This window comes from Bacillus sp. SRB3LM, assembly GCF_015712745.1.
In the GTDB taxonomy this organism is placed as follows: Bacteria; Bacillota; Bacilli; order Bacillales; family Bacillaceae_G; genus Bacillus_A; species Bacillus_A thuringiensis_K.
Map to the genome: position 1 here is coordinate 604,148 of NZ_VWVQ01000103.1, position 25,764 is coordinate 629,911.

The following is a 25,764-nucleotide window of genomic DNA, read 5'->3' on the forward strand; positions in this document are numbered from 1 at the left end:
AACCTGTAAATATTAATTTTAGAGGTTAGTTAGGGAATACAAAAAAAGAATCAACTGTTATAAGTTGATTCTCTAAACTTCCTCAAATTTTCGATCCTGAAATTTTGCTACTTTTTTCCGGTTCCCACATATTTTCATAGAACACCATTTTCGTTTCCCACTCTTATCTATAAATAATAAAACACAGTCAGGATTTGAACACCTTTTAAGGGAAATCAGCTTATTTGATGCTATTAACGTTAAAGCATCAAATGCAATTAACGATGCGAGTACATCCTCGATTTCTCCAACCGGGATAGATACTAGCTGTTGTTCAATGATTTTATATGTAAATGGTGCTTTCTCAATTTGTGTTTCTAAATACGTAACAAAATCATTGGAAATTTCGTGCTGATCAGCAATTACCTCAAACTGTTTTCTCAGTACCTCTCTTACTTCCAATATAATAGATGTCACTTGATTCGTGCGCTCTTGAATCCTTATAAATGTTTTTTCATTCCAAAAAGGAAGACTAACCTTTATTACATGTAGCCATTCTAATACATCTTCATTTGTTATTAATAAATCATAACGTTGTCCACGCCTAACTAGCTCTGTATTTACTAAATCTAATGAGAGATTTCCAGATATAAGCGGGAATTGTTTTTTGTCCTGCATGTACTCATCACCTTCTCTTTAAATAATCATATTCCAAATTAATACAGAAGTGCAACTTTTTTATAAACTACAAAGTATGAAGATCCAAGCCTTTAGCCATAATTACGACTAAAGGCTTTTTGTAGATAAGTAAATGAAAAGGAGCTAATTTTATGGAACATAATAAAAATGGAGTGCTTGCTTTAATCGTTTTGTTTGTAGGACTAGCATTTTTTGTTATCGGTATGGTTTATCATTTATGGGGAACGGTTTAAAAATAAATAATAATTCATTTAAGAAAAAGTACTCGTATGAGTACTTTTTTTAATGTCATATAAAAACATTCTAAACTTACTTACATGCATACAATCATCAATTATAGTTATATAATTGATGATTGTAAATTATCAATCTATATCTATATTGATTAGGAAAGGAGCTAAAAATGTTAGAAATCATTTTTGTTGCTGTATTACTTTTATCTAGTATCATTCCCATCTTTATCAAACGGGGTTTGACGAAAAAAAATGGAGTCCTTTTACTACTAAATTATGCATTATTATTTGCCACCATCATTGTAATTGGTGCAAACTGGCGTATGATTCCCGCCTATTTCTTATTGTTCGTTTTAACATTACAAGTTTTTTTGAAACCAAAAACTACAGCCGTTTCTAAAAAGTTAGTGATGAAAGTTTTAAAAGGTTTAGGAATTATCGTAACTGCTATCGCAATGTTTACATTACCTTTACTTTTTCCGATCATAACACTCCCAGAGCCTACTGGAAAATATACAGTAGGAACGAAAGCTTTTCATTTAATTGATACAAATCGAAAAGAAACCACTGTACCAAATAATCATGGAAATCGTGAGTTAATGATACAAGTATACTATCCTGCCGCAAAAGGATCAGGGAAGCCTTCTGCCTATTTTGAGAACATAAACGAGCTGGCTGAACAATTGGCAGTAACAAACGGTGCTCCATATATCGTAACGACACATTTAGGGCTGACAAAAACACATTCTTATCAGAATGCTAAGCCACTTCAAGATAAAGAAAAATTCCCCCTCCTTTTATTCGGCCATGGGATGGGATTATATGGTCAACAAAATACATTCCAGTTAGAGGAATTAGCTAGTCAAGGCTATGTAGTAATCGCTCTTAATTTTACAGGATATGCAGCAACAACGATTTTCCCTAATGGAAACCGTGTAGACTCTATACCAATTGAATATACACCTACCGCCTTAAATACCATAGTTCAAAAATGGGAACAGGATACTACTTTTGTTTTAAATGAAGTAATAGAAGGCAATTTCGATAAAAGTTTTAAAACTATTACAGACTTAATTGACTATGACAAAATTGGAATGTTCGGTCACTCTTTTGGTGGAGCAACTGCCGCACAAATGTTAGTGAAGGATACGCGTATTAAAGCTGCAATTAATATGGATGGTGGATTGTATGGCGATCCAATGCCTAAAGACGGTCCTCAAAAACCATTCATGTTGATGAATGCTGAAGCTACGATTCATTTTATGAAAGAGGCTGAGAATCCAAAGACAACCGGAATCCAAAATGAATTATTGGAAATAGTCTATTTAAGAAATAAAACTATTGAAAAACCGGGCGTGTACACAGTGGTAATTCCAAAAACAAACCATACTAGTTTTACAGATTTAGCAGCATTTTCACCTATTATTAATGAACCTGGCGAAGATGTAGCCACAAACTACAAACTGATTAATAAACTAGTAACTAGCTTTTTCGATCAAACTTTAAAAGGCAAAAGCGAAAATCATTTAGAAGAAATTCAGAAACAACACCCTGAACTTCCTCTCATTAAACACAAATAACTATTTTCCTAGTTATGTAACCCCTCCTTATGCTTGAGGGGTTTCTACTTTAACACAATTATAAAAAGGCCCCATTACTGGGGCTCTTAAAAAATAATAAGAATAAATGAATTAAAACAAATAACAGACAACTAAAATATACATGCTTAACATTATTTAATCTATATATTTATGTAAAATTACATAAATATATAGATTATTATACGCTATACTAAAATAGGAGTCGACAATCGTTATTTTCTTCTTATTTTTAAAGCAATATGGATATACCTTCTTAACTCATTTGGATGGGATAAGAAAAGAAGACAGCTTAATTGATGTCTTCTTTTTTTATAGTTTTATGAATTTTTTTGAGCAGCTGCTCTCCAATCACGAAAAGATGTTGGGCGTCCAGAAAAAGCTCTTTGCTTTGTAACAGATGGTTTTTCTTCAGGAGTCATTGTTTTTTCTTTAAGAGTCGCTGGTTTTTCTTTAAGCGTCACTGATTTTTCTTCAAGAATAGTCACAGCTGTTTGCATTTTCTCTAACTGTTCTTTCAACAATTGTTGTTCAATCTTTAAATCCGTAAGTAAACGTAAAATCATCTCAGAATTAGCCATAAGATCCTCCTTCCCCCAATACACAGAATAAAATACAATATGTAGCAGACGAAATACCGGTGACAAAAATAAGGTCGTCAACTCTTTTTAACTTCCAAAATCCTTTTATTTTTTTAAGGACCTGCTCCATTCATCCTTAAAAACATAAAGTAAATTAAATCCATTAATAAATGGTCTTTATGGAAGGAGGAGTTAATATGGGCTATGGCGGTAGTTGTGGTGGAGGCTGTGGTTTCGGCGGCGGATTTGCCTTACTTGTTGTGCTCTTCATCTTATTAATCATCGTTGGCGCTAGCTGTTGGGGCGGCGGATTCGGCTGCTAAGGAGAGGCACTCTTGAGAGTGTCTTTTTTTAATATGTGGCTCGTATACATATTGCTCAAAATTTCCGTTCTAGAAGTATTATAATATTAGCTTAACATGTCAGTTTCCCCTAATTAATAGGTGGTTCTAGCCTATAGAATTCTTTTAAATATAAAATGAAACTATATTTCTCAATGAATAAAACAATTTAACATGGTAAAATAATATTTGGATGGGAGTCCAATATATTATTAAAATTAAGATGGTTCAAGTCGAAGGAAGGCACCTTAGGGTGTCTTTTCTTTTTTATAAATAATTATAAATTAAAATTACAAAGGATGCTTACTACTTACAAGGAACATTTTCTTCCGTACAACTATTTATTTGAAACTAATTATTATTATAAATATAAAGAAATTATGGATAAAGTAGTGAGGTAAATAAAACAAAATATAGATTTAATTCATGTTTCTCAACGAGGTACTACCAGCATTTTCAAAAAAATACGCTAAGCAAAAAAATAATCAGCTGTCCATATGGACAGCTGATTTACATCATTACATTTCTATTATTTATCTTACCACTTGTACAGATACTGGTTTCCACCCCTGATTTTCTACCCAATCAATATTAACCTTATATTTTTTATTATTTTGCTTATCTCGTACATTACCGTAGGCTTTATTATTACCATTATTCCCAATAAAATCGAAAATCAATTGGCTCTCTGGAACATCAACAGCATAAGAAATTGCTTTTTTCATCTCACTCCAATCTACTGTTCCTTCTTTAAATTTCATTTCAGGTTTTGCTCCTTGCTCGGTACCAATTGGCTTCCAAGAAGGATTAGTTTGAGAACCCTTTTCTTGAGATGCCGTTTTTTCTTCCTCATTATTTTCAGTTCCGTTCGTTTTTACCGATTTTTCTGTTTTTGATTTCTCTTCTAACTGTGCTGCTTCTTTATCTTCAGCTTTCTTCTCTTCTATCTTTGCTGTTTCTTTATCTTCAGCTTTCTTCTCTTCTATCTTTGCTGTTTCTTTATCTTCAGCTTTCTTCTCTTCTATCTTTGCTGTTTCTTTATCTTCAGTTTTCTTCTCTTCTATCTTTACTGTTTCTTTATCTTCAGTTTTCTTCTCTTCTATCTTTGTTACTTTCTTTTCTTGAGCAATTGCTTTCTTTGATGTATTAGAAGCAGTAAATAACTGGTATGTCACTATACCAACTGTCACTAATACCAAAGTAAATGCAATATTAAAAATTGCCTTTTGACGACGATTCTGTTGTTTTTCTTGAAATCTGCTTACTTGTCCCATTCTTCAAACCTCCGTGTTTACTTTCTCCTCTACTCTTTATGTATTATCCCTAAAATTCTTAATATTTTTATTAAACAATAGAAATAAACTACACTTTCCATACAGGATTTCATATCATAATAAAATTTGTGTTTTTTCAAGTATCTGACATATGTTATTCAAAATAGTTTAATACATTAAAAATTGATAAGCTTCTGCACTTAAGAAACCTTCAATTTTATTCAAAGGTGATTCCAATTATGTCCATATTAGATCTCCTGTAGAAAGCTTTTTAACAATTAAACCTCTTCTTCCCTTATTTATAATTTTTAAATTAAATTTCCCTCTATAGTATAATAAAGATGTTTCGTTTTCTAATGGGGTATGTCGTAAAATCAAAAGGGATTTTATCTCTTTTACCTTCTTTTCAGAGTAAATTTCACCACTAGGAAATTCTATTATTCCTAATGTAATCTTTAATTCGCTCTCATCGAAAGGCCACTCCTTATTAAGTTCCCTTATCTTTTGTATAAAGCTTCTTTTGGTTTGTCCTATATATAGCAATGTTACACTCTTAGCACATACTCTAGAGATTGCAAATATCCCCTTCTTAGAAGCTTCTTCCCTATTATAAAAATCATTTATACTATACATTCCATACCATTTAATATGTACTGTTTCTATGAATCTCACCTCATTTTTAGACAATATTATAATTTCTGAATGTTCAAATTATAATGGGCGCATAGTCCTGATTACTTGAATTATAAATTGTGCTTTTCAATAATACATTTTATTATTACTAATTTCAATAATACAAAAAAAAATACAATATTATAGTTTAATTACAAAACTTTATGAAAAAACAAAGTGATGTCGTACCAAATATTATATTTTTTCAATATCAGACTACCATGAACAAAAGTTAGAGAGTTATGGAATAAAATATAATTTGTATGTACATACATTTCTTTAAAAAGAAGTTTTGTAGTTTGCAACTGAATTAAAAAAACATAGATTTTTATGACTCTTTTTGGGATATAGCAAAGTGGGATCTTTTATATGCACGTTACTATACCGAACTTTCGGTATAGTATTTTTTTTCAGCTCCTTGATTTTTCACCAAATACGTATAAAAATTAATAGTATGAAAATAAACTGCTGGCTAAAAGTTTACTTTCGATAAAATAAAAAAGGACCTACTCCATTCATTCTTAAAAACATAAAGTAAAGTGAACCCGTTAAAATACATGAATGGCCCTTAGTTTTAATCCTCTTATCTAAAGGAGGAACTATTATGGGCTATGGTGGTAGTTGCGGAGAAGGCTGTGGTTTTGCTGGAGGATTTGCTTTGCTTGTTGTACTCTTTATACTATTAATCATTATCGGATGCAGTTGCTTCTGCTAAAAAACTATTAGAAAGGCCACTCTTATATGGGTGTCTTTTCTTTATGAAAAGTATCTAACTATCAACCTTTTCCTTATGACTTCTAACATCAACAAAGGGTGATACAAATTATTACATATGTTTGTACCACCCTTTATTGATGCGTTTAAACTTCACAAGTGTTGAAGTTTTAGACTTCTCCCTTAGTGCACCCATATTATTAGAACATCCTGTAATCTGTAGACAAAATGTAGCTAATAAAAACAATATTAATAATTTCTTCAATAAATCCTCCTACATACATAAAACACCATATATTACAAAACAAACATAACATCAACTCTTTATAAAAACAATAAAATCCTCGGTCCTTAAGCTATCTCTTAACATAGGAGTACCGCTACAAATCCATTTTTAAAATATCCTCTACTTAAGGAATTGGTAAGTATCAAGTAAGAAAAACGAGAACTTTGCTTCGTATAATCAAAATATAAAGTCAAGGAAGAAAGATTATTTCTGAAGTTTATATGCATGTGGAAAAGGAGAAATCTACGTTTGTTTAGAGTAATAATATAAATGTGTCCAAGTTTTGGAGATTAATTGTAAATATTTTGAGATTTTTGTACCAGAATTCTAATTACCGTACTTGTTTTTTACCAGCACATATTGGAGGTTAAAACATGAATAAAAAAAAGAAAATACAAAAATCAGTACTTACCTTTACCCTACTCTTTTCTTTAGGCGTTTCATCTTTCCCGCTTACAACAACTATTCACGCAGATACACATGAGGAACAATCTGCTGAAAAGAAACTAGTCTCTTTAACGGAGCGTACATCATTATTTTTTGAATATCTCCAGAAAGGTAAGTATGCAGAGGCACTACAGTTGATGTCTGCTGCTTTTCAATCCAAGTTTACAGCAACCACATTACAAAACTGGTGGACACAAAGTGGCTGGAGCGGGATAAAAAGTATGGGAACCCCCGTGATAAAAGAACGAAACTTGGTCCATCAGACGGTGGAAATTCCAGCAGATACCGAAGGAACTACCATACCGCTACTCCTTAAATTCACACCTGGCGGGAAAGTAGATGAAATTGGAGAAAGGCCACCCGAGGAATCTTATACCATCCCGCATCCTAGCTATGATCAACCTGACTCCTATCAAGAACGTGAAATCGTCATTGGAAATTCTACCTATCCGTTACCAGCGACATTAACAGTTCCGAAACATAAGCGTGGTGAAAAACTACCCGTAGTTGTTCTTGTTCATGGTGCGGGCATCCATGATCGCGATAGCACATATATGGGAACAAAAATCTTACGAGACATTGCGGTGGGCCTTTCATCCAACGGAATTGCAGTGTTGCGCTATGAAAAACGCACCTTAGAACATGCATTAAAGATGAGTACAGAACCTGTTACGTTAGACCGTGATACTACAGATGATGCTATATTTGCAGCAAAATCAGCAGCGCAGCAGGAAGGCATTGATCCAAATAATATTTTCATTCTTGGACATAGCCTAGGAGCTGGCACAATGCCACGTATACTAAGCAAAGCACCTTCCACACTTGTCCGAGGAAGCATCTTACTCGCACCACCTGCACGCCCTTTGACTGACATTGCTATTGATCATTCTCAATACCTTGGGGCGTCAAAGGAAGAAATCGATGAACTAAAAAGGCAGGTCGCTTTTATTCAGGATTCTACTTTCAATCCTGACCATCCTCCAGCTGGCTACAATTTTGGGTCACCTCATTTTATGTATGATGTTTCTAGGTGGCGTCCAGTTGAAGAGGCAAAATCACGAAAAGAGCCTTTACTCATTCTGCAAGGAGCACGTGATTATCAAGTAACAGTAAAAGATGAATATACAAAATGGCAGAAAGGACTTTCAAACCGCGGGAATGTTCAGTTCAAAAAATATCCGAAATTGAATCATTTCTTCACGAAGGGTGACGGGGAATTAAGCCTCCCTAGTGAATACGAAATCCCTGCTAACGTTCCCGAATACGTCATCCAGGACATTATTACATGGGTTAACGAGACAAAAAAATAAGAAAACATCAAAAGCCTTCATGCAATCATCATTGCGTGAAGGCTTTGGGAAACTAGTGATTCAGAGATAGCTATTATAATGCACCAAAACGAGAATTATATTTTTCTACGTACTAAATAAAACGCTAAGGAACCCATAATAACAGGTGCAACGAAGTCAAAGAAATGTGAAAAAGTAAAAGTAAAAGTAAAAAGAAAAAGAAATGGTATAAGTGTATAGATAACTGCTAGTCCTATAAATAAAGGAATTCCAAATTGAAACTCTCGACATCGTTTAATTTTCCTATATAAAACTTCCCCAAGTAAACAAGCTATGAGAGCTGGTATACTACCATAAGTGACGATAGTTTTTATGAATCCATGTAAAACGTCCGGGTGAATAAAGCTAGGATTAAAAATATATGAAATTAAGAACCATCCAAAAATAAAAGCAAACAGACTTGCAGCATAACCAACTACAAATTTTATCAAAGTAATCAACGTAATCATCCCCATAATTCCCTAATATTATCTTCATTGTATCATTTTCTCTTAAAAAGACTCCAAAAGGATATACTTGCCCTTCAGCTTTCTTTTTTAATACTTGTTCAAGATGTATTTTTTGATGTTATTTTGTATAAAAAACTTTTTGGAGCAACCTGTTCGAAAAATTGATAAAGAATAAGCGATTGAAGGATGAAAACAGAAGACTACAAGGAAAACTGTATGAACAAATATAATGAAACAAGGCTCTTACTTTGTAGCGGTATCCACGAAGTAAGAGCCTTGTTTTTTCTACTCATTTTTTATATCAGTCTTGATTTTCCAATGGAAAGGTACAGAAAATCTACTACAGAAGTTGTGATACCTCTAGGATTAACAAATTCTTTAAATTTCTGTGTACTACGTACAAGCCCTCTACTTTTGGCATGTGCCTCTAATTCAGCTCGAACTTGTATTGTATCCGGAGCCATTCTTTCTAAAGCATGCGCAGAATATTTACGATCATTAATTTCGAGTTTTTAAAACTCATTTATTGTAACTGTAAAATGTGGTTTGAATTTTACTTCGATTGTTTTGTTTTCTACGCCACCTTGGACATATAATGAGTCATTACGGGTATAGATTCGTTTCGCCGAATGCATCTTGGTTTCAAAGATGCATTTATTTTTATAATACAAATTTAATTCAACAGTTTCCTCGTAATAACACATAATCATTACTAATTCAAAGCCTAATTTATCTATTTTATTATATCTATATGCACCTGCACCTGGAATAAAATAATCTTCTGGTTCACTCTCGAATATTTCTAATAATTCATATTCGTCATATTGTATATTCAATTTAACAACTCCTTACGTGAATGGGCTCAATCCACTTTATTTATAATATTCACGATTTATTAGGTACAACGGATACAACATCGCCATTATCATTCAATACGACTCTAACATCTTTCCCATCGTATTGCCATAGACCAGGTTTATTTCCAGGTTTTTTAGTAGCATGCTTAATTGTTTCTTCTACTACACTTGGTGTTACACCACGTGGATCAACTTTTTTTAATTCCTCCATGTATTCTTTTGATCCGAATGTGTAACCATTCCTTTCAGCTCTTTCACGTGCACGCTTTGTAAGTTCTGCTCGAACCTGAATTGTATCAGGTGCCATTCTTTCAAGCGCATGTTCAGTATACTTACGCCCATCAATGACGCCGCCACCTCTTGGCATACTCCATCCAATTTCTTCTGTTACCTTTGATACTTTTCCTAAATCCTTCGCTTTTTGCTCTAACTCTCCATATTTACCAAATACTCGACCAATAACTTTAGGAGTGCCACCTACAACTGTAGAAACAGTTCCCCATACATAATCATTCGGCTCATATTTTCTGTCTGTGAAAAATTCTCTTCCATTTTATCTGGATCAACACGTACTTGCCCCAACTAATTTCCTTCCTTCACTTATATGTATAAAACTTCCAAATATAAGTATAGTAAATTGATAGAGTTGGTCCAGACATGATTCGTAAATGTGTACTTTTTAATATGTTAGCGGGCCCCATATTATTTAAATTAAGATGATTCAAGTCGGAGGAAGGCTCCTTAGGGTGTCTTTTCTTTATGAATAGAAAGCACGCCTATTTCCGTAGGTGTAGTAAATGGTAACCCCTATTACCATTTATTTAAATATTCCTAAGTTGATATTATATAATTTAGATATATTTAAATTGTATTTTTATTATATAAGTAGTGCAAAAGAAGTTAGACTTTGTTATCATGTTCTACGAATTAAAATTATTTCAAGGAGGATTTTTTGTGTTTGGTATATTAAAAAAACAATGTCGATTCAATAAAATGTCGGCAATATCGTTAGGGATTTTTGTGTTTTATATGATTTTAAAGCAACTTATCGCACTAGTTTATTTCATTAGTGATGAAAAGTTTGGCGGGATGAGCATTTCGTTTGACGCAATTGATTTGTTAGTTGTTCTAATAATTTATTTTTATTATCGTAGATCTAAAGAGCCTTTTACAAATCAAAATAATTTTACGATGAGTTTGCCAAAAAGCTTACTTTTAGGTCTAGTACTAACTGTAGTATGTAAATCCCTACCGCTGTTACTAGCAGACTTTATAAGTTTTCAGTCATCTAATCAAGTTGAATTAGAAAGCCAAGTAACGTTACCCATTTTAGTCTTCGCATTTTCTATTGCTCTAGTAGCACCCATTGGTGAAGAAATTGTCTATCGTGGTGTTATACAGCATGGAATTTTTAAAAATTCCTGGTTAGGTGTACTTGTTTCTTCAGCTATTTTTGCAGGTATGCATGTTAGTCTTCTTTCTTTAGAAACAATTCCATATTTCCTTTTGGGAATTGGTTTAGGTTGTACTTATAAGTTAACCGGGCGTTTATATGTGGGAATTATAATGCACATGATTAATAATTCGCTAGCAGTGATTGCTATTTATTATTTTTAACTAAAAGAATAAGAGAGAATATGCTACAGGTGAATATTAAGAAAATTAATTTGTTAATATCTTAACTCCATTTTAGACCGAACCGTCCGGTCTAAAATGTTAATTCAAGTCAGAAGACACCTTTGGGTGTCTTTTTTTCTGCATTAAAAAGCCCACCTATTTTCTGAAGTGCACCCCAATTGTTAGACATAGTCTAACAATTGGGGTGCACTTCAAAATCACTACTGTTTTTTATTATGTATCTTCGAATGTAAACTTATGAATACTAGTCTACTTTCTATCATTTTCCCAGAATTTTATGTAGAAATTACAACATTTCTTATTTCAAACCGAAATTACGTGATAATTCTTCATCATGAGAAGCAACAGCCTCTGCAGTTTTATTAAGCTGCATATTAATTTCTTGTAATAGCTGTGCAAAGTTTTGTACTTTTGGCTTTAATTCATTGAACTGTTGGTCAAAACCTTCAAATGCACGGCCTTCCCATTCTCCTCTTAATTCATTTTGTAAGTTTTGTAGTTGACGTAAAATGTCCTCAATTTGATTTGCACTTTGTCCATATCGAGTCGCTTTCGATTTAAGCTCCTCTGGTGACATACGAATTTGTCCAGCCATTTTTATCTCCCCTTTAGTACATAATGAGTAAAATGCGTATTTGGTTAATTTTACTAAATATATTATAATGCATTGTTAAAAACTTTCAAATATTTTATTTTTCTATAATAAAAAACAAGAGTAATCACAAAGACTACTCTTGTTTCTTTTCCTTCTCTTCTTTTTCAATTTCAGATACCGACTTTTCAGGGTCTTTTATAAGTTTTCCAAGTTCTCCAGAACGTGTGAAATCATCTTCGAAATTTTCTGTAGTACTAATATAAGCTATAAAATCCAATTCTTCATTATTATTTATATAACCTTTTAATCTGGGAACACCCATTGGACTTACACTGTGTTCTTTAAATGTAATCGATTTTACATCTTGAATATTGTAATGAATATACTTTTCTACTCGTGCCTCTTGTGCCTTCCAAAACTTTTCTTCTTTTTCTTTTTGTTTTAAGTATTCCATAGTAAAATACCCTCCTACTATGAGCAACACAACAGATACAACCAAAATCATTACTTTCTTCATTGGAAATTCCCCTTATAAAAAACTTACCATTGCATTCTTCTTAAAATGGGATAAAGAAGAAAAGAATAGTGCAAAGACTACTCTTGTTTCTTTTCCTTCTCCTCTTTTTCAATTTCAGATACGGATTTTGCAGGTTTTTTTATCATTTCATCTAATTCTCCAGAACATCCAAAATCATCTTCAAAATTCTCGGTAGTACTAATATGGGCTATAAACGACAATTGTTCATCTTTATTTATATAACCTTTTAATTTAGGAATGCCCATAGGACTTACCTCATATTTTGTAAACGTAATCGATTTTACATCTTGAATATTGTAATGAATATACTTTTCTACTCGTGCCTCTTCGTCTTTTTGTTTTAAGTATTCCATAGTAAAATACCCTCCTACTATGAGCAACACAACAGATACAACCAAAATCATTACTTTCTTCATTGGAAATCTCCTTATAAAAAGTCTACCAATGTATTCTTCTTAAAATGGGATACAGAAAATAAGAGTAGTGCAAAAACTAATCTTGTTTCTTTTCCTTCTCCTCTTTTTCAATTTCAGATACGGACTTTGCTGGTTTTTTCATGTAGTTATCATATAGTTCTCCAGAACATGTAAACTTATCTTCAAAGTTTTCAGTTGTACTTATACGAGCTATGAAATCTAATTCTTTATTATTATTTATATAACCTTTTAATCTTGGGACTCCCATAGGACTTACACTCTTTTCTGTAAACGTAATAGATTTTACATCCTGAATATTATAACGAATATACTTTTCTACTCGTGCTTCTTGCACTTTCCAAAACTTTTCCTCTTCGTCTTTTTGTTTTAAGTATTCCATAGTAAAATAACCTCCTGCTATAATACAAATAATGGATAAAATAATTACCAATTTCTTTTTCATTTAAAATCCCCTTGTATTTAAATATAGTTAAAATATACCATGAAACGAGTTGAGAAACATATGAATGAATTTAAAAGGAATCCCATTGCAACAGATGAAGATTATTTCGAACTATCAGATCAAGTTTATGATGACCAAGTTTTAGAAAAAGGTAAACTAATAACAACTAATAATGGAAAAACATGGAGAGTAATAGAATCAATAGATGCAGATTGCCAAAAAGTAAAAAATGGATTAGAAGCTATCGCAGTAGTACCAGCAGACAAATATGATGAAAATGCAACACATTATGATGATATAATCCTAGCATTTCGTGGAACAGAGCCTACGCAATTAGCAGATTTCGAAACAGATATCGATCAGATTACGTTTGGAATTAAAACACATTCTAAAGTAATTACTCCAAGTAACAGTCAAACTATAAAACCTAATTCTGAAACATCATTTGATACTGGATTAAAATGGGCAAAAAATGACATCGTAGCAAAATATAACCCTTCTTCTCTTCATACTACTGGACATAGTAAAGGTGGTGCAGAAGCGGACCTTATCGCTGCAGAATTAGATTGTTATGCAACTACATGGGCTGCACCAAATCCTTATCGTTTGCTAAGTCCTGAAGCGAAAAAACGAGTAGATAGAGGGGAAATGGAAAACAAAGCTACGGATTATACACATGAGAATGACCCAATTGGTAACCATACTCAATTCGGTGCACCTCTAATTGGTAAGCAATTTACAGTGAGACAGAATGATACAAAAGAAGATTTTTTTACACGTTTAACTATGGACGGACACGGCAGAGATACATTTAAGGGATCCTTTCATTCAAATGGAAGCCCCCTATTAAAATTAGAACCTGAAGATATTATAAGACAAGCACAAAAAATTCAAATGCTCAGTAATCGATTATTAGATATCGCAAAAAATATAGAAGAGTTTCAAAGAAGAGAAGCTGAAGCGGTTCAAAAGTTGAAAAGTCAATTAAAATATGAAACAGGACCAGGTGGGAAATATCATCTATTAGAAGCATACGAAATAGATGAAGCCATCTCACGAATTGCCAAAACGAAAGAAGGTGGAAATGACTATTTTCACGATGTACACATAGCAGAAGAATTAATTCATCTTTTAAGAAAAGAACAAAAAAGTTTAAGTAGATTTGGGGACGAAATTAGTGATGCAGCAAATTCACTAAGGGATAAAGATAATCAATTAGCAGGGAATTTTCAGTTTAGATAAGGAGATAATTATATGATGGATTTTATGGGGGAAATTAAAAAGATAGAAAAGCAAATCGAAAGTGTTACAGGAGATTTAGCGGATCAGGTTGTTGAGGAGTTACAAGCTGCTAAAAAACAGATTGAAAGAGAAATGCAGCGTATGATGTTAAAAACAGAAGTAGGGTTTAAATCAATAGACATTATAAAAGAAGATACATATGCTCTTCAAAAAAACATAGGGGCATTTCATGAATTACAAACAAGTCTAAGAGATATAGCAGCAGAATTAGAGAAAAGTTTTGAAAGTAAAACTGGCAGTAAAATCAATGAAGAATTAAAGAAATATGAAAAACAAATTAACAACAACATTTTTAATGAACATGTTCACTTAGCAAACAGTTGTGGGAAAAAATAAGAGAAGAAGAAAAACTAATGATAGTTTCTATTGCTTTAATTTACTGAAAGAGATGCACTGTGTAAATGCGAGGTTTGGAGTGAACAGAAAAGTGTGTCTGGTGATAAGTTATATGAATGAATAGATAATACAAATTGTATAGAAATATATGAGTTCGTTGAAGGTGAGAGTGAACTAAGGGGAAAGGCTAAAGAAGAAAATAGATGTATTCATAGGAGGGATGCAGTTATGAATCAAAAAAAGTTAGAAATGGCTTTTAAAAGATATAGCAAAAATTTTGTGGATGGAATCAAATTTGAAGATGTTAAAGATAAATATAATGTCAGTAGAAGAAAGATTGAGAAAATTGTTAAGCAAAATGAAACAGAGAAAGATCACATCCTACTAATAAATTTAAGCAAAATTTTCTCATATCACTTGTCACTATGGAAAAACGATGTATTGATAAGCGGTGGAAACAATGTAGAAGGATTAAAGAACATGCAGAAAGTCTTATTTTACCAGTGCATGGGACAAGATCTTTATAAAATCAGATATCCAAAGATGATTTTGGGGTATACGTTTAGAGAAGTCGTCCTCACATTAGTTCATTTTGCAATGTATGGATGGGAGAAAGAAGAAAATATATTATATGATTTTATGGTTCATCACTTCGGTGGACATTTAATAGATGCTAATGAAGAGGATAGACATATTTGGTTTTTGCTAGAGCTGTACTTGCAGTATAGAAATAAAACCATCATGGGAACGAATAAAAAATTGCATCTAGCTGTGAAAAATAAGTTTAAGGAAGCTGAACTGCGATGCGGCTCAATTCCTGAAGACCTGAATATTTATGATGAAGTGCTGGAACGTTGGTCGACTGGTGATTTAGAAGAAATAGAACATCTAATTTCGATAATGTCTCAGTATCATTCTGCGTTAGCTTCTGAAATCGGACAGCTAGGTGAATTTGGTGATTTCAGATACGGATTTTATCCTTTTGAAATATTATTTTTAATCCATGTAAGGAAACAACTAGGGTTGCCAGTACCTACTCAAATCGATAATTTTCTGATGAATACTCCAGAAGCTAGAATGGTATTTGGGGAACATGAGTCATATCCTGAATGGGATCCCGTACTTCAGATGATTGATCAATTTTATCGTGAAAACTATCCGGAATATATTCCTAACAAGCATGGAAAATTATTCCAATAAAAGGAAGGAAGCTAAGATGCCTGATCAAGGGATAGCGCAGATTATATTTCCTGATAGCAAGGATTTGGAAACATTTTTGAAGGAACAAGGAGGTTATGACTTACATGAAGACCTATTAAAATATGGATTGACAACGAAACAGTTTTTATACATTGACTATAAAGGTGAGCAATACCAAGAAATTGTCAATTTTATTCTTGATTACGAATTTGCCCACCAAATTGAATTAGCAACACAAGAAGAACTTGAGAGATTAGAAGCATTTAATTATGAATTTTTACCCGATAAGATCAAGATGGCCAACAAAATACTGTCACCAAAGGGATATGGTCTGTTTTTATATCCAAATTCGGGCGACTTTTATGCATTATTCATTGGGAAAATAGAGAATATAACAAAAATCCTGCAAGAAGAGGTGTTGCTTGATGATAGAATTCCTTTTCAAGAAAGGTGTATCAAATATTATAGATAGACCTAAGGATTGTATGCCTTCACCCTTGAATCCGATCAAGATTTTCTTATAAGTTAATATCAAGATTGCATAACCATCTAGAATGTGCTATTTTTGGCCACGTACAATTTTAATAACACCATGTGATACTACAAATGCATTTAAACTTTTCACCTCCTGAATTCGAAATAATAAAAATGTTTTGGGTTTGGGAGGGGTGATAATAGAGATAGAAAAATAAATTGAGAAATGTGCCTATTTTGTTGGTTACTTGGACGCTGACAAAGGTACATGCTTAGTAAAGGAATTCAATGGCAACGTTAGGAGAACGTAGTGGCTATTGAATTTTTTATTTTTACAACTGTATTAGAAAGAAATGCGTGAGAATTAGGTGAGATGATATTTTATTGAAAAGACATGGAAAGGACACAATAATAATGACCTCGTAAGTATTAATGTATTACTTGTTACCATATAAAAAGGTGTCATAATACTGTTACTACAAAATTTACAAATTTAATGCTACTTAAAACAGATGAATTTAAAGCACTTGATTGTCTACGAAAGGCAACGAGTACCTTTTTAATAGATAGACATGCTATAAATTTTTAGAAAATATTTTTTATGAATTCAGGCTAACATAAATTATTAGTATTATATAATTGAAAATACATTAGCAAAAGGTGTGGACTCCGTAACCCCATTCGTTAAAGGTGTAGAAATACTGCCAGATGGAAGTGTCGCTAGAACTGGAACGAACTATGGCGGGAAATTCCAAGAAGCCCATGATGCCTCAAAGGCGAGTATTCAGAGTAGGATCTCGAATTTGGAGAGTGGTGGGGTTAAGGGTACGGGTGAAGTTTCTAATAGTAGTGAAAAATTAAGTAGAATAGAATACTTGCGTAATAAATATGGTCGATTTACTCCACGTCAATTAAATCATAGAATTAATTGACGTGGTGCTGTAGAAAAAGAGGTTGAAAGATTAAATACATTAGGGCTAACCAAAAACGAAATGGGTTCAGCGGTTGCAGGAACATTTGATAAAAATACTGGAAAATATTATTTTGGAATTAACAATACTGACGGTGATATTCCAGTTACATTGCACCCAATTATTAGGAATCGGATAGAGAACATGCCTAGTAGTGTTAGAGATGGTTATAAATTTACGTATGGAGCAGGTTCCCACGCAGAGGTATACTCCTTGAATCAGGCATGGCATTACTTGCGAATCCCAACGCACAGCCAACAGATTTTATTACCCACGTCGTAAGATCTGGTAAGAAATTGAAACCGGCTGGTATGATGATGCCAACCTGTCCACATTGTAATTTTATTACTGAAGGATTTGAATTTAGTTCAGAGGTGAGAAAAATTGGAAAATAAGATGGGTGTATTAAGTAAAGAATATGTATTAGAACAGGGTATAGATTTTGATGAGGAACTATGGTTTACCTCTTACAGCGATGAAGTGCTGGATAACCCAGAAGATGAAGATGGAAAACCTTTTACTGGATTAGCTTATGAGTTATATGAAAATGGGAATCTAGCGTATTACTGTTATTATAAGAATGGTTTTAAAGAAGGTAATTATGTTAAATTTCACCATAATGGGAAACTTAAATCTATAGATTACATGATAAAAGGACAAACAAGAGGTATAAGAAAAATTTGGTATGAAAGCGAAGAACTCAAATATGAAGGAACGTTTAAGTTTGGCGTTTGTTTAAAATATACTGAATGGGATAAACAAGGGAATATAATTAGGCAAAAAGTTGCTCCAACAAAAGAGGAATTAGGACTAATTACCCGATTATCTGATTGTGATGATAATGAATAATTTTGATGAAAAGAAATTAATACAAGAGTTTTCAAAAATCCAAAGTGAATTATCACCTAGAATTAAATTAGAAAATAATTTTCAAATAGAAGAGATACAATTTATCGCAGGGGTAGATTTGGCTTATTGGGATGTGAATAAAACTAAGTATGGTACATGTTGTATTGTAATCATTGATTATGGTACAAAGGAAGTTGTCGAAAAAGTATACAGTTATGGAGAAATACCAATCCCTTATATTCCAGGTTTCCTTGCATTTAGAGAGTTACCTTTAATAATAGTGGCAGTTAAAAAGCTAACAAAGCAACCAGATATATATATTTTTGATGGTAATGGATATTTACATTATCGTCACATGGGTATTGCTACTCATGCTTCCTTTCTTCTAAATAAACCAACCATTGGTGTAGCAAAAAGTTATCTTAAAATTCGAGATGTAGATTTTATTATGCCAGAGAATCTAAAAGGATCTTACACTGATATTGTAATAAATAATGAAGTCTATGGTCGAACTTTAAGAACGACCAAAAATGTTAAACCTATTTTTGTTTCTTGTGGGAACTGGATTGATTTAGATACAAGTACTGAAATTGTTATGAACTGTATTAATAATGAAAGTCGTTTACCTATTCCTGTTAGATTAGCAGATTTAGAAACACATAAAATGAGGAAGAAGTTAATGGAAGGATAAAATAGTGTATTCTATATTTATTAAGCAATAAATACAAGTAGAATACATTTATATAAACTTGTAAGTTTTACCTAGTATTTGTCACAACATGTAAAGGCTGTCGAACTGTTACTAAAAAACTTATAAATTAAATACTACTTAAAAACATATAAATTTAAAGCACTTGATTGTCTACGAAAGGCAACAAGTGCTTTTTTTATACATAGGCATTTTATAAATTTAATTATTTTTAAGAATTAAGGCTAACATATATTGGTAGTATTATATAATTAAAAATAAACTAGCGAAATATTTCGATAATAAACCTTCTTTCATTAAAGGGGTAGAAGTATGAATTAATGAAATTGTAAAAGGAAGTTCTTGTGGCCTGTAAGGAGGGTATTCAGTATGCAGAGTAGAACCTCGAACTTGGAAAGGTGTGTTGTTAAGGGAACAGGTAGTATTGTAAAAGAAGTAGCTTCAAAAAACTGTTACCAAGAGAAGGTGACATAGGAACGTATAAAAATCTAAATAAAGCAGGATCGGTTAGCTCAAATAAATGCTGGTTAAAGGAAAAGAACTTGAAAGAAAGATACAAAAACAGATTAACGACTTTAATAAACAATGAAAAATGGGAGATGGATCAAAAACTTACTTATTTAAAAAGGTACAATAAAAATGTTCGAATATTAACAATCGATGAAATTAGTAGACTGGGTGATAATGAGATACCAATTGAATGGAGAGAACTGTTTTATAATGACGATATTAAAGGGCGAATTGATTTACTTCTGAACATATGGGGGAGAAATGTAGGGACTGAATTACGGAATACGATCTCTTATCTAAATAAACATCTAACAAATGTTGAAATTCTGGATGTAGAAGGAGCTTATTCGATTTTATACACAATAAGAAATTCCAAAGGAGACATATTATATTACGAAGGGTGTAATCCTCAAAAGGGACAAAAAAACATAGAATTAGAGGATGCATGGGATAAAATACCTGCTTCAATTCGAAGCTTTTATGAAAATGTTCATGATGGATTTTATTACTATGCGAGTGAATCAATGGGCTTAGTTCCACTTGAATTAGTAACATATCTTGGGGACGAGGATATTGAATGGAGTATTATTGATGATTTAGAAGAGCCTATAAAAATCAACCTAGATTCATCGTTTGGCTTTTTCACTAATGGTATGGGGAGTTACGTAGCTATAGATTACAATAATTGTATTGATAACACTGCTACCTTCTGGTCTGCAAAATTAAAGCCTAAATATAATATCGATTTTTGGGGTTATGTAGATGAATGGATTGTAATTGGCTTTGAAGCGTAACTAGGTAAAGGTGTTTTTATTATAGTATTTGTCCACGAGAACGACAAACATCTTGGTGATAAGGTTTAAATTATAAAATTACCATGTTTAGTAAACTTTCATGAGTGTGCTCCATAGGGTACGAGTAATGTACTTAAAGACTATTATTAAGATGCAAATGGAAAATGGCATCGACCTAATGAGGAATACGCCTGGGAATGGCTACAATATGGGTAGAGAAGTAAATAGAAAGAATGGAAAATTCAATTTCATCAAAAATCCGTACAAAAAGTGATGGTGAACTAGAATTTATGGCAAGTGATAATAAATGGTATCCTCTAGATCAAGCAGATCTGGCTCATTTAACTGATTCAGTTTCATGGTGGAATAGTACATACAGGTAGATATTATGGAGCGGAGTCCCCAGAGGTTAGAGAATGGATGTTAGACTCCAATAATTATGTATTAGACCATGATAGTTTAAATCGATTCGCAGGTACAAAGTTAAATGAAAATTACTTGCCACCAAATAAATAATTATTGGGAGGATTTATATTGGAACTCAACGATCAAGTGTATGACCAAATTGTGAGGTTATGTAACGAAGGAGATGCTTTTGTTGAAAAAGGAAAAGATGATAAAGCAATAGAGAGCTATATCGCTGCTCTGGATTTGGTTCCGTTACCGAAGACCGATTGGGAAACAAGTACATGGATTTATACAGCATTAGGAGATACTTATTTTTTAAATCGTGAGTATGAGAAAGCGAAAAGTAATTTATATAATGCACGAAACTGTCCGGATGGTATTTCAAATCCATTTATTTTACTGAGACTTGGAGAGAGTTTATTCGAGTGCGGGGAGCTTGATAAAGCTAGAGAGTATTTGCTAAGAGCATATATTTTAGAAGGCTATAAACTCTTTTTTAATGAGGATGATAAGTATTTTGAATTGATTAAGGATATGATTTGAGGAGGGTAAATATGGCTATTTTACAATCACATATAAAAGAAGAATTCGAAAGTCTTTTGGAAAAAGCAATGAAGAATTCAATAATGGTAACTATAATGACTCTATTGTGTTATTAAAAGAGGCATGGGATATAATCCCTGACCCTAAAGGTATTTATTGTGAAGAGAGTTACCATTTAGTTAAGGATATTATCTCCACTTGTTTTATGGTAAATGATTTAAAAAAAGCAAAGGAGTGGGCAGATAAAATATTTTTAACTGGATTTGCACGTATAGATTCTGGTGATAAGGAATTTATTGCAGGAAAAGTTTCTTTTGAATTAGGTGATTTAGAAACCGCAAAAGAATTTTTTAGTATTGCCAATAAAAAATCAGAAGGTAGATGCTTTGGGAATCCGAAGAATACTAAGTATCTGAAAGTTTTAAAAAGTTAAAGGTTTAGCTGCGTAAAAAGAATTTAAGAAGCTGATTACATTATATCTGAAACAGTATGCCTGATTTATTACCATTAGAACATAGAAAAATTGGAAAGGAGGATTAATATGGAAAGTCCAGGAGCTGTTTCTCTTTGGTTTGGAAGTTGTACTAGCAAAATGGTGTTAAGAAAGTATGTAGAAATAAAATATGATAATGAGGGGAACAGAATCCCTTCGCGTTTTATGACTGGTTTTCAAATAGATTTCATTGAGTATAACCAAGAGTTATTAGAATGTACATATAATGAACATGTTACATCTTCTTTGTCTGAATTACTTCAGAATGCTTCGTATTCTGAATCAATTATAAGTGAACTGATAGACTTTTATGGTGAAAATTTAGAGGAACAATACAATACTGTCATTAGGTTATATGATTTTGAGTATGAAGAACTTGTTGAAGAAGCAAAACTGGATGGTGGAAACCTGAAGTATATGGGATCGGTAATTTATGAAGATTAGAAGTTTAATGTAATAACCACGTATATATATTACACCGGATTAAATGTATTAAAGTATTTTTTGAAGTAAAGAAAAGCCTTTCTTTTCAAACGACAAAAGATACTTTTTTACATAGGTAATTTTGGAGGTAGATAGTAATGGCTTATGTAACAGGTGAAAAAGGTATCTATATACAAAAATTAATGGATAAGAGTAATGAAGAGTTTGATAAAGGGAATTTAGAAGAGTCTGTTTTTTTATTGGAGCAAGCATGGGGAGAGCTTCCAAATGATAAAATAACTTATGATGAAAGTTTTTTAATAATATGGGGTATTTTAGATATCTCGATTTTATTAAGTGATGTTGAACGGATGAAAAAATGGGTTGATAAAATATTTGTCGCAGATCCTGAAAGAGGAGATACAGGCGAACGAGAATTTTGGGCTGGCAAGGTGGCTTATGAAGTAGGAGATATCTCTAAAGCTAGAGAGTATTTAGAGATAGCTAATAAGAAATCTAGAGGTAGATGTTTTAGTACAGAGGATGGAGAGTATTTGATTTTTTTAAAGAGTTAATGAAATAATCTCCAATCGACTAAATTGAAGGATTTTAAAATGATATCGGGAGTTTCTAAGTTAGGAAGATGAAATATTAAAGGAGGAGACATATGGATATTAAATTTGAATATGTCTTTGAATCTACAAATAAACAAAATATTAAAGAGTTTGAAATGAAATATAATGTTGTACTTCCAGAAGAATATAAAGACTTTTTGTTACTAAACAATGGTGGAAAGACAGAGCGTAGAAGATTTACTATTTATAATAGTAAGGGGGCTACCATTACTTCATCAATTATGCTATTTTTTCCGCTTTCTCAAGAAGCAGAAAATAATCTTGAAAAGATGTACTTTTTATATAATAGAGGGAAGGTAGTGCCAAATTATTTAGTTCCGATAGGAATTGACCCAGCTGATAGTCTAATATGTTTGTCAATTGCGGGGGAAGATGCAGGTTATGTGTATTTCTGTGATTTAGATTATTTTGAAGAAGATAATGAGTTAAGAGAAGAATATATTATACTGATGGCAAAGAGTTTCACAGATCTTATAAACAATTTATTTAAACCCTCGGCATAGTAGTCCTGCAAATACATATTCGGATATAAATTACTTTATTTTGACTGTATATACAGAATCTTCATATGAGGTAAAGAAAAAATAACAATATCTATTATTAATATTTTTAGCTTAGTTTGTTAGTAAACAACCAGATACAAAAGAATACATATAAAGGATGAATAGGGGTGTAGTAAAAATGACAATGATACAATTTAATTCTTATCATCAAAAAGTAGAGATAAAGAGAAATTTAGAACTTATTAACTTAGAATATAAAAAATTAGAGAGTATGTAAATTTTGATGTATGTTCTTTTGAGCAATTAGATGAATTTCAAGTAGGATACAGCATTGACACCGATGGAAACTCCCTTGTAACCGATGAGGAAGATACTTGGGATGCAAATTGGATTGTTATTGCATATGAAACTATGTGTGGAGATCCAATTATTATTGACTTAAGTGAGGAAGGATACCCTATATCTTCACTCATGCACGGCATGGATAGTTGGAGTGGTGGCGATTTTCTTGTAGATTCCATGGAATCATTTATTAATTTTATGAAAGATATAGGTGATTTTCTAAATGAGAAACAAGTGTTAGACGGTAAAAGAATGATACTAACTAAAGAATTGGATATATTGTTAAATGAGTTTTTGAAAAGAAATAAATTTACTGATTTTGAAATATGGCACTCTTTATTAAGTCCGTTATTTGATATTGCAGAAGAATACGAGCAAACAATGGAAAAAAAAGTAAAAAAGATGAAGGAAGAAGGAAAGAAAATAACGGAAATTGCCCACATGCTTAATATAAAAACTAAAGAAGTGTATGAGTATATTAAGAAAGTTTAATAGTGCCTCTTCACTTTAGAGAGAATAACCAGGCACGATGATGGAGCGATACAGGCAGAAAATGCTCGAATTTTTATAAAGCCGAAACAAAAATTTGCTGGAGAAGAATCCATTTTGATCAATCTTTTTTCAAAATAGATTCTTTTTATTTATCGTAAAACCTAGGATTAAGAGTTGTTTTTGATTAGACTTTAGGGCATTGGGGTTTCGAGGCAGCTCTGCATGAGTAAAGATACTTATAAAAAATCAATGAAATTCAAAAGAATATCCATAAGTGAATACAGTATGGAGAATGGGAACGAAGGACGACGGACGCGAAAGGTGGCTACAGGGATGAAGTATGGTGAAAATACTAAGTTAGTTGAGGAAGTTATCGAGTATATACAAAAAAGAAGCTTATTTGATAGGGATGATATAAAGTTACATGAATTATTACATGACATTGAAATGATTCATGATTTTGATAAAGCACAGGAATTGGCTTGGTCTCAAGATTTGTACGTTACTCAAATCGTTTGGGATGATATGAAATCGGATGAAAGTGCAAAATTATTAGAAGGAACTTATAACCCTAATATGGAATCAAAAAAAGATATGTTATATGAAGTTTTTTCTGATCACTATAATTATAATCAGGAATTTATTTCTATTGATCATATAAACATTCTTGAAGAAGTAGAAAGAGACCTTGAGATGTGTGCACTAAATCGTTTAGTAAATGGAAAAGTAGATAATTTTTATGAAAAGGTATTTAAGGTGTATAAAATGGTAGGATGGCCCTGTGGATGGAAAGGTGAGTACCCCGAAGGGAAAATGATTGTTTACTTACCAAATGAAAAATCAAGGCTTACATACTGATATACTTTATAAATTTAATGAAATCTATAGTGAAATGATTATAGAGAGATGACAGGGAGTAATCGATACGTATAAATATCTTGATAGTTTAGGAGGGGGTATTAAATGATTAATTTATTTAATATTCCAGATTTGATAGAAAAGTCAGCAGCGAGTGATATTGAAATTCAAGCAGTAGAAAATCGTATGAATGTTACATTACCTAATGTATATAAAGAATTATTGAGATGTACAAATGGCTTTTCAATTGGTGGTGGGTTAATTATTTATGGAACGGAGCATATTGCAGAAAGGAACGAGGTTTGGGAAGTAGATGAGTATGCGAGGGGATATGTCTCAATTGGTGATGATGGTGGGGGGAATGTATTTTTAATGGCTCAACATGCAGAGGAAAAAGAGGTGGTAGTAATTGATTCTGGGGATATGAATCCAAGCCATGCTACTGTAATTACCGCTGATTTTAAAAAATGGGTGAATAGTGGTTGTGTAGGTGAAATAGAACAGAAAACAATACATAAGTCATTTGATATTTGTAATATAGTGTTAGTGAAAACTCCTAGTGAAGATTTGAAAGATTTAATAAGAATAAAGAACGTATTAGAGCTTGAGATTTCCGCAATTGATTTGCTAAAGGGTTCAAAAAATCTTCCTTATATATTAGTAGAGAGATTTCCATACGGGAAGGCGAAAAAACTCATTGAAAAATTAGCAATTGATAGTACTATACTGAGTATAGAAACGACTGGAAAAAACAGTTAATATTAGAGGGTAACTTTTATACGAATAGAGAAAT

At 32.3% G+C, this 25,764-nt stretch carries 30 protein-coding genes and 5 pseudogenes; 22 read left to right on the forward strand and 13 right to left on the reverse strand.

Annotated elements, in window-relative coordinates; genetic code table 11:
* Positions 1 to 72: 72 nt before the first annotated feature.
* Positions 73 to 657 (reverse strand): CGNR zinc finger domain-containing protein, encoded by a 585-nt coding sequence (locus F3I02_RS30185; protein ID WP_196478701.1) that lies wholly within the window; start codon positions 655 to 657, stop codon positions 73 to 75.
* Between the two features lie 424 nt (positions 658 to 1,081).
* On the opposite strand from F3I02_RS30185, the gene F3I02_RS30190 reads away from it, so the two are divergent.
* Complete coding sequence (locus F3I02_RS30190) at positions 1,082 to 2,491, forward strand: alpha/beta hydrolase family protein (protein ID WP_196478702.1); 1,410 nt, start codon at positions 1,082 to 1,084, stop codon at positions 2,489 to 2,491.
* A gap of 338 nt (positions 2,492 to 2,829) precedes the next feature.
* On the opposite strand, the gene F3I02_RS30195 is transcribed toward F3I02_RS30190, so the two are convergent.
* On the reverse strand, positions 2,830 to 3,090 hold the full coding sequence (locus F3I02_RS30195) for a hypothetical protein (RefSeq protein ID WP_000013691.1): 261 nt from the start codon (positions 3,088 to 3,090) through the stop codon (positions 2,830 to 2,832).
* 197 nt (positions 3,091 to 3,287) lie between these two features.
* Between F3I02_RS30195 and F3I02_RS30200 the strand changes: the two genes are divergently transcribed.
* Positions 3,288 to 3,413, forward strand: a complete 126-nt coding sequence (locus F3I02_RS30200) for a YjcZ family sporulation protein (RefSeq protein WP_000540377.1) — start codon at positions 3,288 to 3,290, stop codon at positions 3,411 to 3,413.
* A gap of 551 nt (positions 3,414 to 3,964) precedes the next feature.
* Here the strand turns inward: F3I02_RS30200 and F3I02_RS30205 are convergent.
* Both F3I02_RS30205 and F3I02_RS30210 read right to left on the reverse strand, forming a co-directional pair.
* The gene (locus F3I02_RS30205; protein WP_196478703.1) at positions 3,965 to 4,705 is read right to left on the reverse strand and encodes a YrrS family protein; all 741 of its coding nucleotides are present in this window, start codon (positions 4,703 to 4,705) and stop codon (positions 3,965 to 3,967) included.
* Positions 4,706 to 4,942: 237 nt separating this feature from the next.
* A complete protein-coding gene (locus tag F3I02_RS30210) occupies positions 4,943 to 5,377 on the reverse strand; it encodes a hypothetical protein (RefSeq protein WP_002100802.1) in 435 nt (144 codons plus the stop codon).
* A gap of 604 nt (positions 5,378 to 5,981) precedes the next feature.
* On the opposite strand from F3I02_RS30210, the gene F3I02_RS30215 reads away from it, so the two are divergent.
* Positions 5,982 to 6,092 carry a YjcZ family sporulation protein gene (locus tag F3I02_RS30215; protein ID WP_000540371.1) on the forward strand — a complete coding sequence of 37 codons (111 nt, stop codon included), beginning with the start codon at positions 5,982 to 5,984 and terminating at the stop codon, positions 6,090 to 6,092.
* 111 nt (positions 6,093 to 6,203) lie between these two features.
* On the opposite strand, the gene F3I02_RS30220 is transcribed toward F3I02_RS30215, so the two are convergent.
* Positions 6,204 to 6,356 (reverse strand): hypothetical protein, encoded by a 153-nt coding sequence (locus tag F3I02_RS30220; RefSeq protein ID WP_000734746.1) that lies wholly within the window; start codon positions 6,354 to 6,356, stop codon positions 6,204 to 6,206.
* A 395-nt stretch (positions 6,357 to 6,751) separates the two neighbouring features.
* On the opposite strand from F3I02_RS30220, the gene F3I02_RS30225 reads away from it, so the two are divergent.
* On the forward strand, positions 6,752 to 8,134 hold the full coding sequence (locus F3I02_RS30225; RefSeq protein WP_196478704.1) for an alpha/beta hydrolase: 1,383 nt from the start codon (positions 6,752 to 6,754) through the stop codon (positions 8,132 to 8,134).
* A 95-nt stretch (positions 8,135 to 8,229) separates the two neighbouring features.
* Here F3I02_RS30225 and F3I02_RS30230 read toward each other — a convergent pair whose 3' ends face one another.
* The 4 genes and pseudogenes from F3I02_RS30230 to F3I02_RS34760 form a co-directional block, all read right to left on the reverse strand.
* Entirely contained in the window at positions 8,230 to 8,622 is a 393-nt protein-coding gene (locus tag F3I02_RS30230; RefSeq protein WP_196478705.1) for a hypothetical protein, read from the reverse strand.
* Between the two features lie 25 nt (positions 8,623 to 8,647).
* Positions 8,648 to 8,803: pseudogene (locus F3I02_RS30235) on the reverse strand (GNAT family N-acetyltransferase); the annotation flags it as partial.
* A 331-nt stretch (positions 8,804 to 9,134) separates the two neighbouring features.
* Positions 9,135 to 9,458, reverse strand: a complete 324-nt coding sequence (locus F3I02_RS30240) for a hypothetical protein (RefSeq protein ID WP_001025896.1) — start codon at positions 9,456 to 9,458, stop codon at positions 9,135 to 9,137.
* Positions 9,459 to 9,507: 49 nt separating this feature from the next.
* A pseudogene (locus tag F3I02_RS34760) lies at positions 9,508 to 10,032 on the reverse strand (hypothetical protein); the annotation flags it as partial.
* Between the two features lie 401 nt (positions 10,033 to 10,433).
* On the opposite strand from F3I02_RS34760, the gene F3I02_RS30250 reads away from it, so the two are divergent.
* Positions 10,434 to 11,096: a CPBP family intramembrane glutamic endopeptidase gene (locus F3I02_RS30250; protein WP_196478706.1), complete on the forward strand. Its 663-nt coding sequence runs from the start codon at positions 10,434 to 10,436 to the stop codon at positions 11,094 to 11,096.
* Positions 11,097 to 11,415: 319 nt separating this feature from the next.
* On the opposite strand, the gene F3I02_RS30255 is transcribed toward F3I02_RS30250, so the two are convergent.
* The 4 genes from F3I02_RS30255 to F3I02_RS30270 all read right to left on the reverse strand — a co-directional run bounded on the left by F3I02_RS30255 (position 11,416) and on the right by F3I02_RS30270 (position 13,129).
* Positions 11,416 to 11,712 (reverse strand): WXG100 family type VII secretion target, encoded by a 297-nt coding sequence (locus F3I02_RS30255; RefSeq protein ID WP_000918604.1) that lies wholly within the window; start codon positions 11,710 to 11,712, stop codon positions 11,416 to 11,418.
* 133 nt (positions 11,713 to 11,845) lie between these two features.
* A complete protein-coding gene (locus F3I02_RS30260; protein ID WP_000757435.1) occupies positions 11,846 to 12,229 on the reverse strand; it encodes a DUF1433 domain-containing protein in 384 nt (127 codons plus the stop codon).
* A gap of 77 nt (positions 12,230 to 12,306) precedes the next feature.
* Complete coding sequence (locus tag F3I02_RS30265) at positions 12,307 to 12,666, reverse strand: DUF1433 domain-containing protein (protein WP_196478707.1); 360 nt, start codon at positions 12,664 to 12,666, stop codon at positions 12,307 to 12,309.
* Between the two features lie 76 nt (positions 12,667 to 12,742).
* Complete coding sequence (locus F3I02_RS30270) at positions 12,743 to 13,129, reverse strand: DUF1433 domain-containing protein (protein WP_065224632.1); 387 nt, start codon at positions 13,127 to 13,129, stop codon at positions 12,743 to 12,745.
* 60 nt (positions 13,130 to 13,189) lie between these two features.
* Here F3I02_RS30270 and F3I02_RS30275 point away from each other — a divergent pair, with 60 nt between their 5' ends.
* The 17 genes and pseudogenes from F3I02_RS30275 to F3I02_RS30355 all read left to right on the forward strand — a co-directional run bounded on the left by F3I02_RS30275 (position 13,190) and on the right by F3I02_RS30355 (position 25,730).
* On the forward strand, positions 13,190 to 14,371 hold the full coding sequence (locus F3I02_RS30275) for a cytoplasmic protein (protein WP_196478708.1): 1,182 nt from the start codon (positions 13,190 to 13,192) through the stop codon (positions 14,369 to 14,371).
* A gap of 12 nt (positions 14,372 to 14,383) precedes the next feature.
* Entirely contained in the window at positions 14,384 to 14,767 is a 384-nt protein-coding gene (locus F3I02_RS30280) for a hypothetical protein (protein ID WP_000968638.1), read from the forward strand.
* A gap of 228 nt (positions 14,768 to 14,995) precedes the next feature.
* On the forward strand, positions 14,996 to 15,967 hold the full coding sequence (locus F3I02_RS30285; protein ID WP_196478709.1) for a hypothetical protein: 972 nt from the start codon (positions 14,996 to 14,998) through the stop codon (positions 15,965 to 15,967).
* Positions 15,968 to 15,983: 16 nt separating this feature from the next.
* The gene (locus tag F3I02_RS30290) at positions 15,984 to 16,439 is read left to right on the forward strand and encodes a hypothetical protein (RefSeq protein ID WP_001113306.1); all 456 of its coding nucleotides are present in this window, start codon (positions 15,984 to 15,986) and stop codon (positions 16,437 to 16,439) included.
* A gap of 664 nt (positions 16,440 to 17,103) precedes the next feature.
* Positions 17,104 to 17,286 (forward strand): annotated as a pseudogene (locus F3I02_RS34765) (GH-E family nuclease); the annotation flags it as partial.
* Between the two features lie 147 nt (positions 17,287 to 17,433).
* Positions 17,434 to 17,694: a YwqJ-related putative deaminase gene (locus F3I02_RS34260; RefSeq protein ID WP_230876905.1), complete on the forward strand. Its 261-nt coding sequence runs from the start codon at positions 17,434 to 17,436 to the stop codon at positions 17,692 to 17,694.
* 114 nt (positions 17,695 to 17,808) lie between these two features.
* On the forward strand, positions 17,809 to 18,261 hold the full coding sequence (locus F3I02_RS30305) for a toxin-antitoxin system YwqK family antitoxin (RefSeq protein ID WP_196478795.1): 453 nt from the start codon (positions 17,809 to 17,811) through the stop codon (positions 18,259 to 18,261).
* Complete coding sequence (locus F3I02_RS30310; RefSeq protein WP_196478710.1) at positions 18,254 to 18,952, forward strand: endonuclease V; 699 nt, start codon at positions 18,254 to 18,256, stop codon at positions 18,950 to 18,952. Before F3I02_RS30305 ends, F3I02_RS30310 begins: the two co-directional genes overlap by 8 nt.
* A 617-nt stretch (positions 18,953 to 19,569) precedes the next feature.
* Positions 19,570 to 20,274: a hypothetical protein gene (locus F3I02_RS30315; RefSeq protein WP_000372269.1), complete on the forward strand. Its 705-nt coding sequence runs from the start codon at positions 19,570 to 19,572 to the stop codon at positions 20,272 to 20,274.
* A 534-nt stretch (positions 20,275 to 20,808) separates the two neighbouring features.
* Positions 20,809 to 21,225 (forward strand): tetratricopeptide repeat protein, encoded by a 417-nt coding sequence (locus F3I02_RS30320; protein WP_000422367.1) that lies wholly within the window; start codon positions 20,809 to 20,811, stop codon positions 21,223 to 21,225.
* Positions 21,226 to 21,236: 11 nt separating this feature from the next.
* A pseudogene (locus F3I02_RS30325) lies at positions 21,237 to 21,658 on the forward strand (hypothetical protein).
* A gap of 108 nt (positions 21,659 to 21,766) precedes the next feature.
* The gene (locus tag F3I02_RS30330) at positions 21,767 to 22,162 is read left to right on the forward strand and encodes an immunity 22 family protein (protein ID WP_196478711.1); all 396 of its coding nucleotides are present in this window, start codon (positions 21,767 to 21,769) and stop codon (positions 22,160 to 22,162) included.
* A 137-nt stretch (positions 22,163 to 22,299) separates the two neighbouring features.
* A complete protein-coding gene (locus F3I02_RS30335; RefSeq protein ID WP_196478712.1) occupies positions 22,300 to 22,716 on the forward strand; it encodes a hypothetical protein in 417 nt (138 codons plus the stop codon).
* A 92-nt stretch (positions 22,717 to 22,808) separates the two neighbouring features.
* The gene (locus F3I02_RS30340; protein WP_048544664.1) at positions 22,809 to 23,279 is read left to right on the forward strand and encodes an SMI1/KNR4 family protein; all 471 of its coding nucleotides are present in this window, start codon (positions 22,809 to 22,811) and stop codon (positions 23,277 to 23,279) included.
* 178 nt (positions 23,280 to 23,457) lie between these two features.
* Positions 23,458 to 24,113, forward strand: a pseudogene (locus tag F3I02_RS30345) (SMI1/KNR4 family protein).
* A gap of 222 nt (positions 24,114 to 24,335) precedes the next feature.
* A complete protein-coding gene (locus F3I02_RS30350) occupies positions 24,336 to 24,971 on the forward strand; it encodes a cytoplasmic protein (protein WP_374058664.1) in 636 nt (211 codons plus the stop codon).
* A 105-nt stretch (positions 24,972 to 25,076) separates the two neighbouring features.
* Positions 25,077 to 25,730: an SMI1/KNR4 family protein gene (locus F3I02_RS30355; protein WP_196478714.1), complete on the forward strand. Its 654-nt coding sequence runs from the start codon at positions 25,077 to 25,079 to the stop codon at positions 25,728 to 25,730.
* Positions 25,731 to 25,764 lie beyond the last annotated feature (34 nt).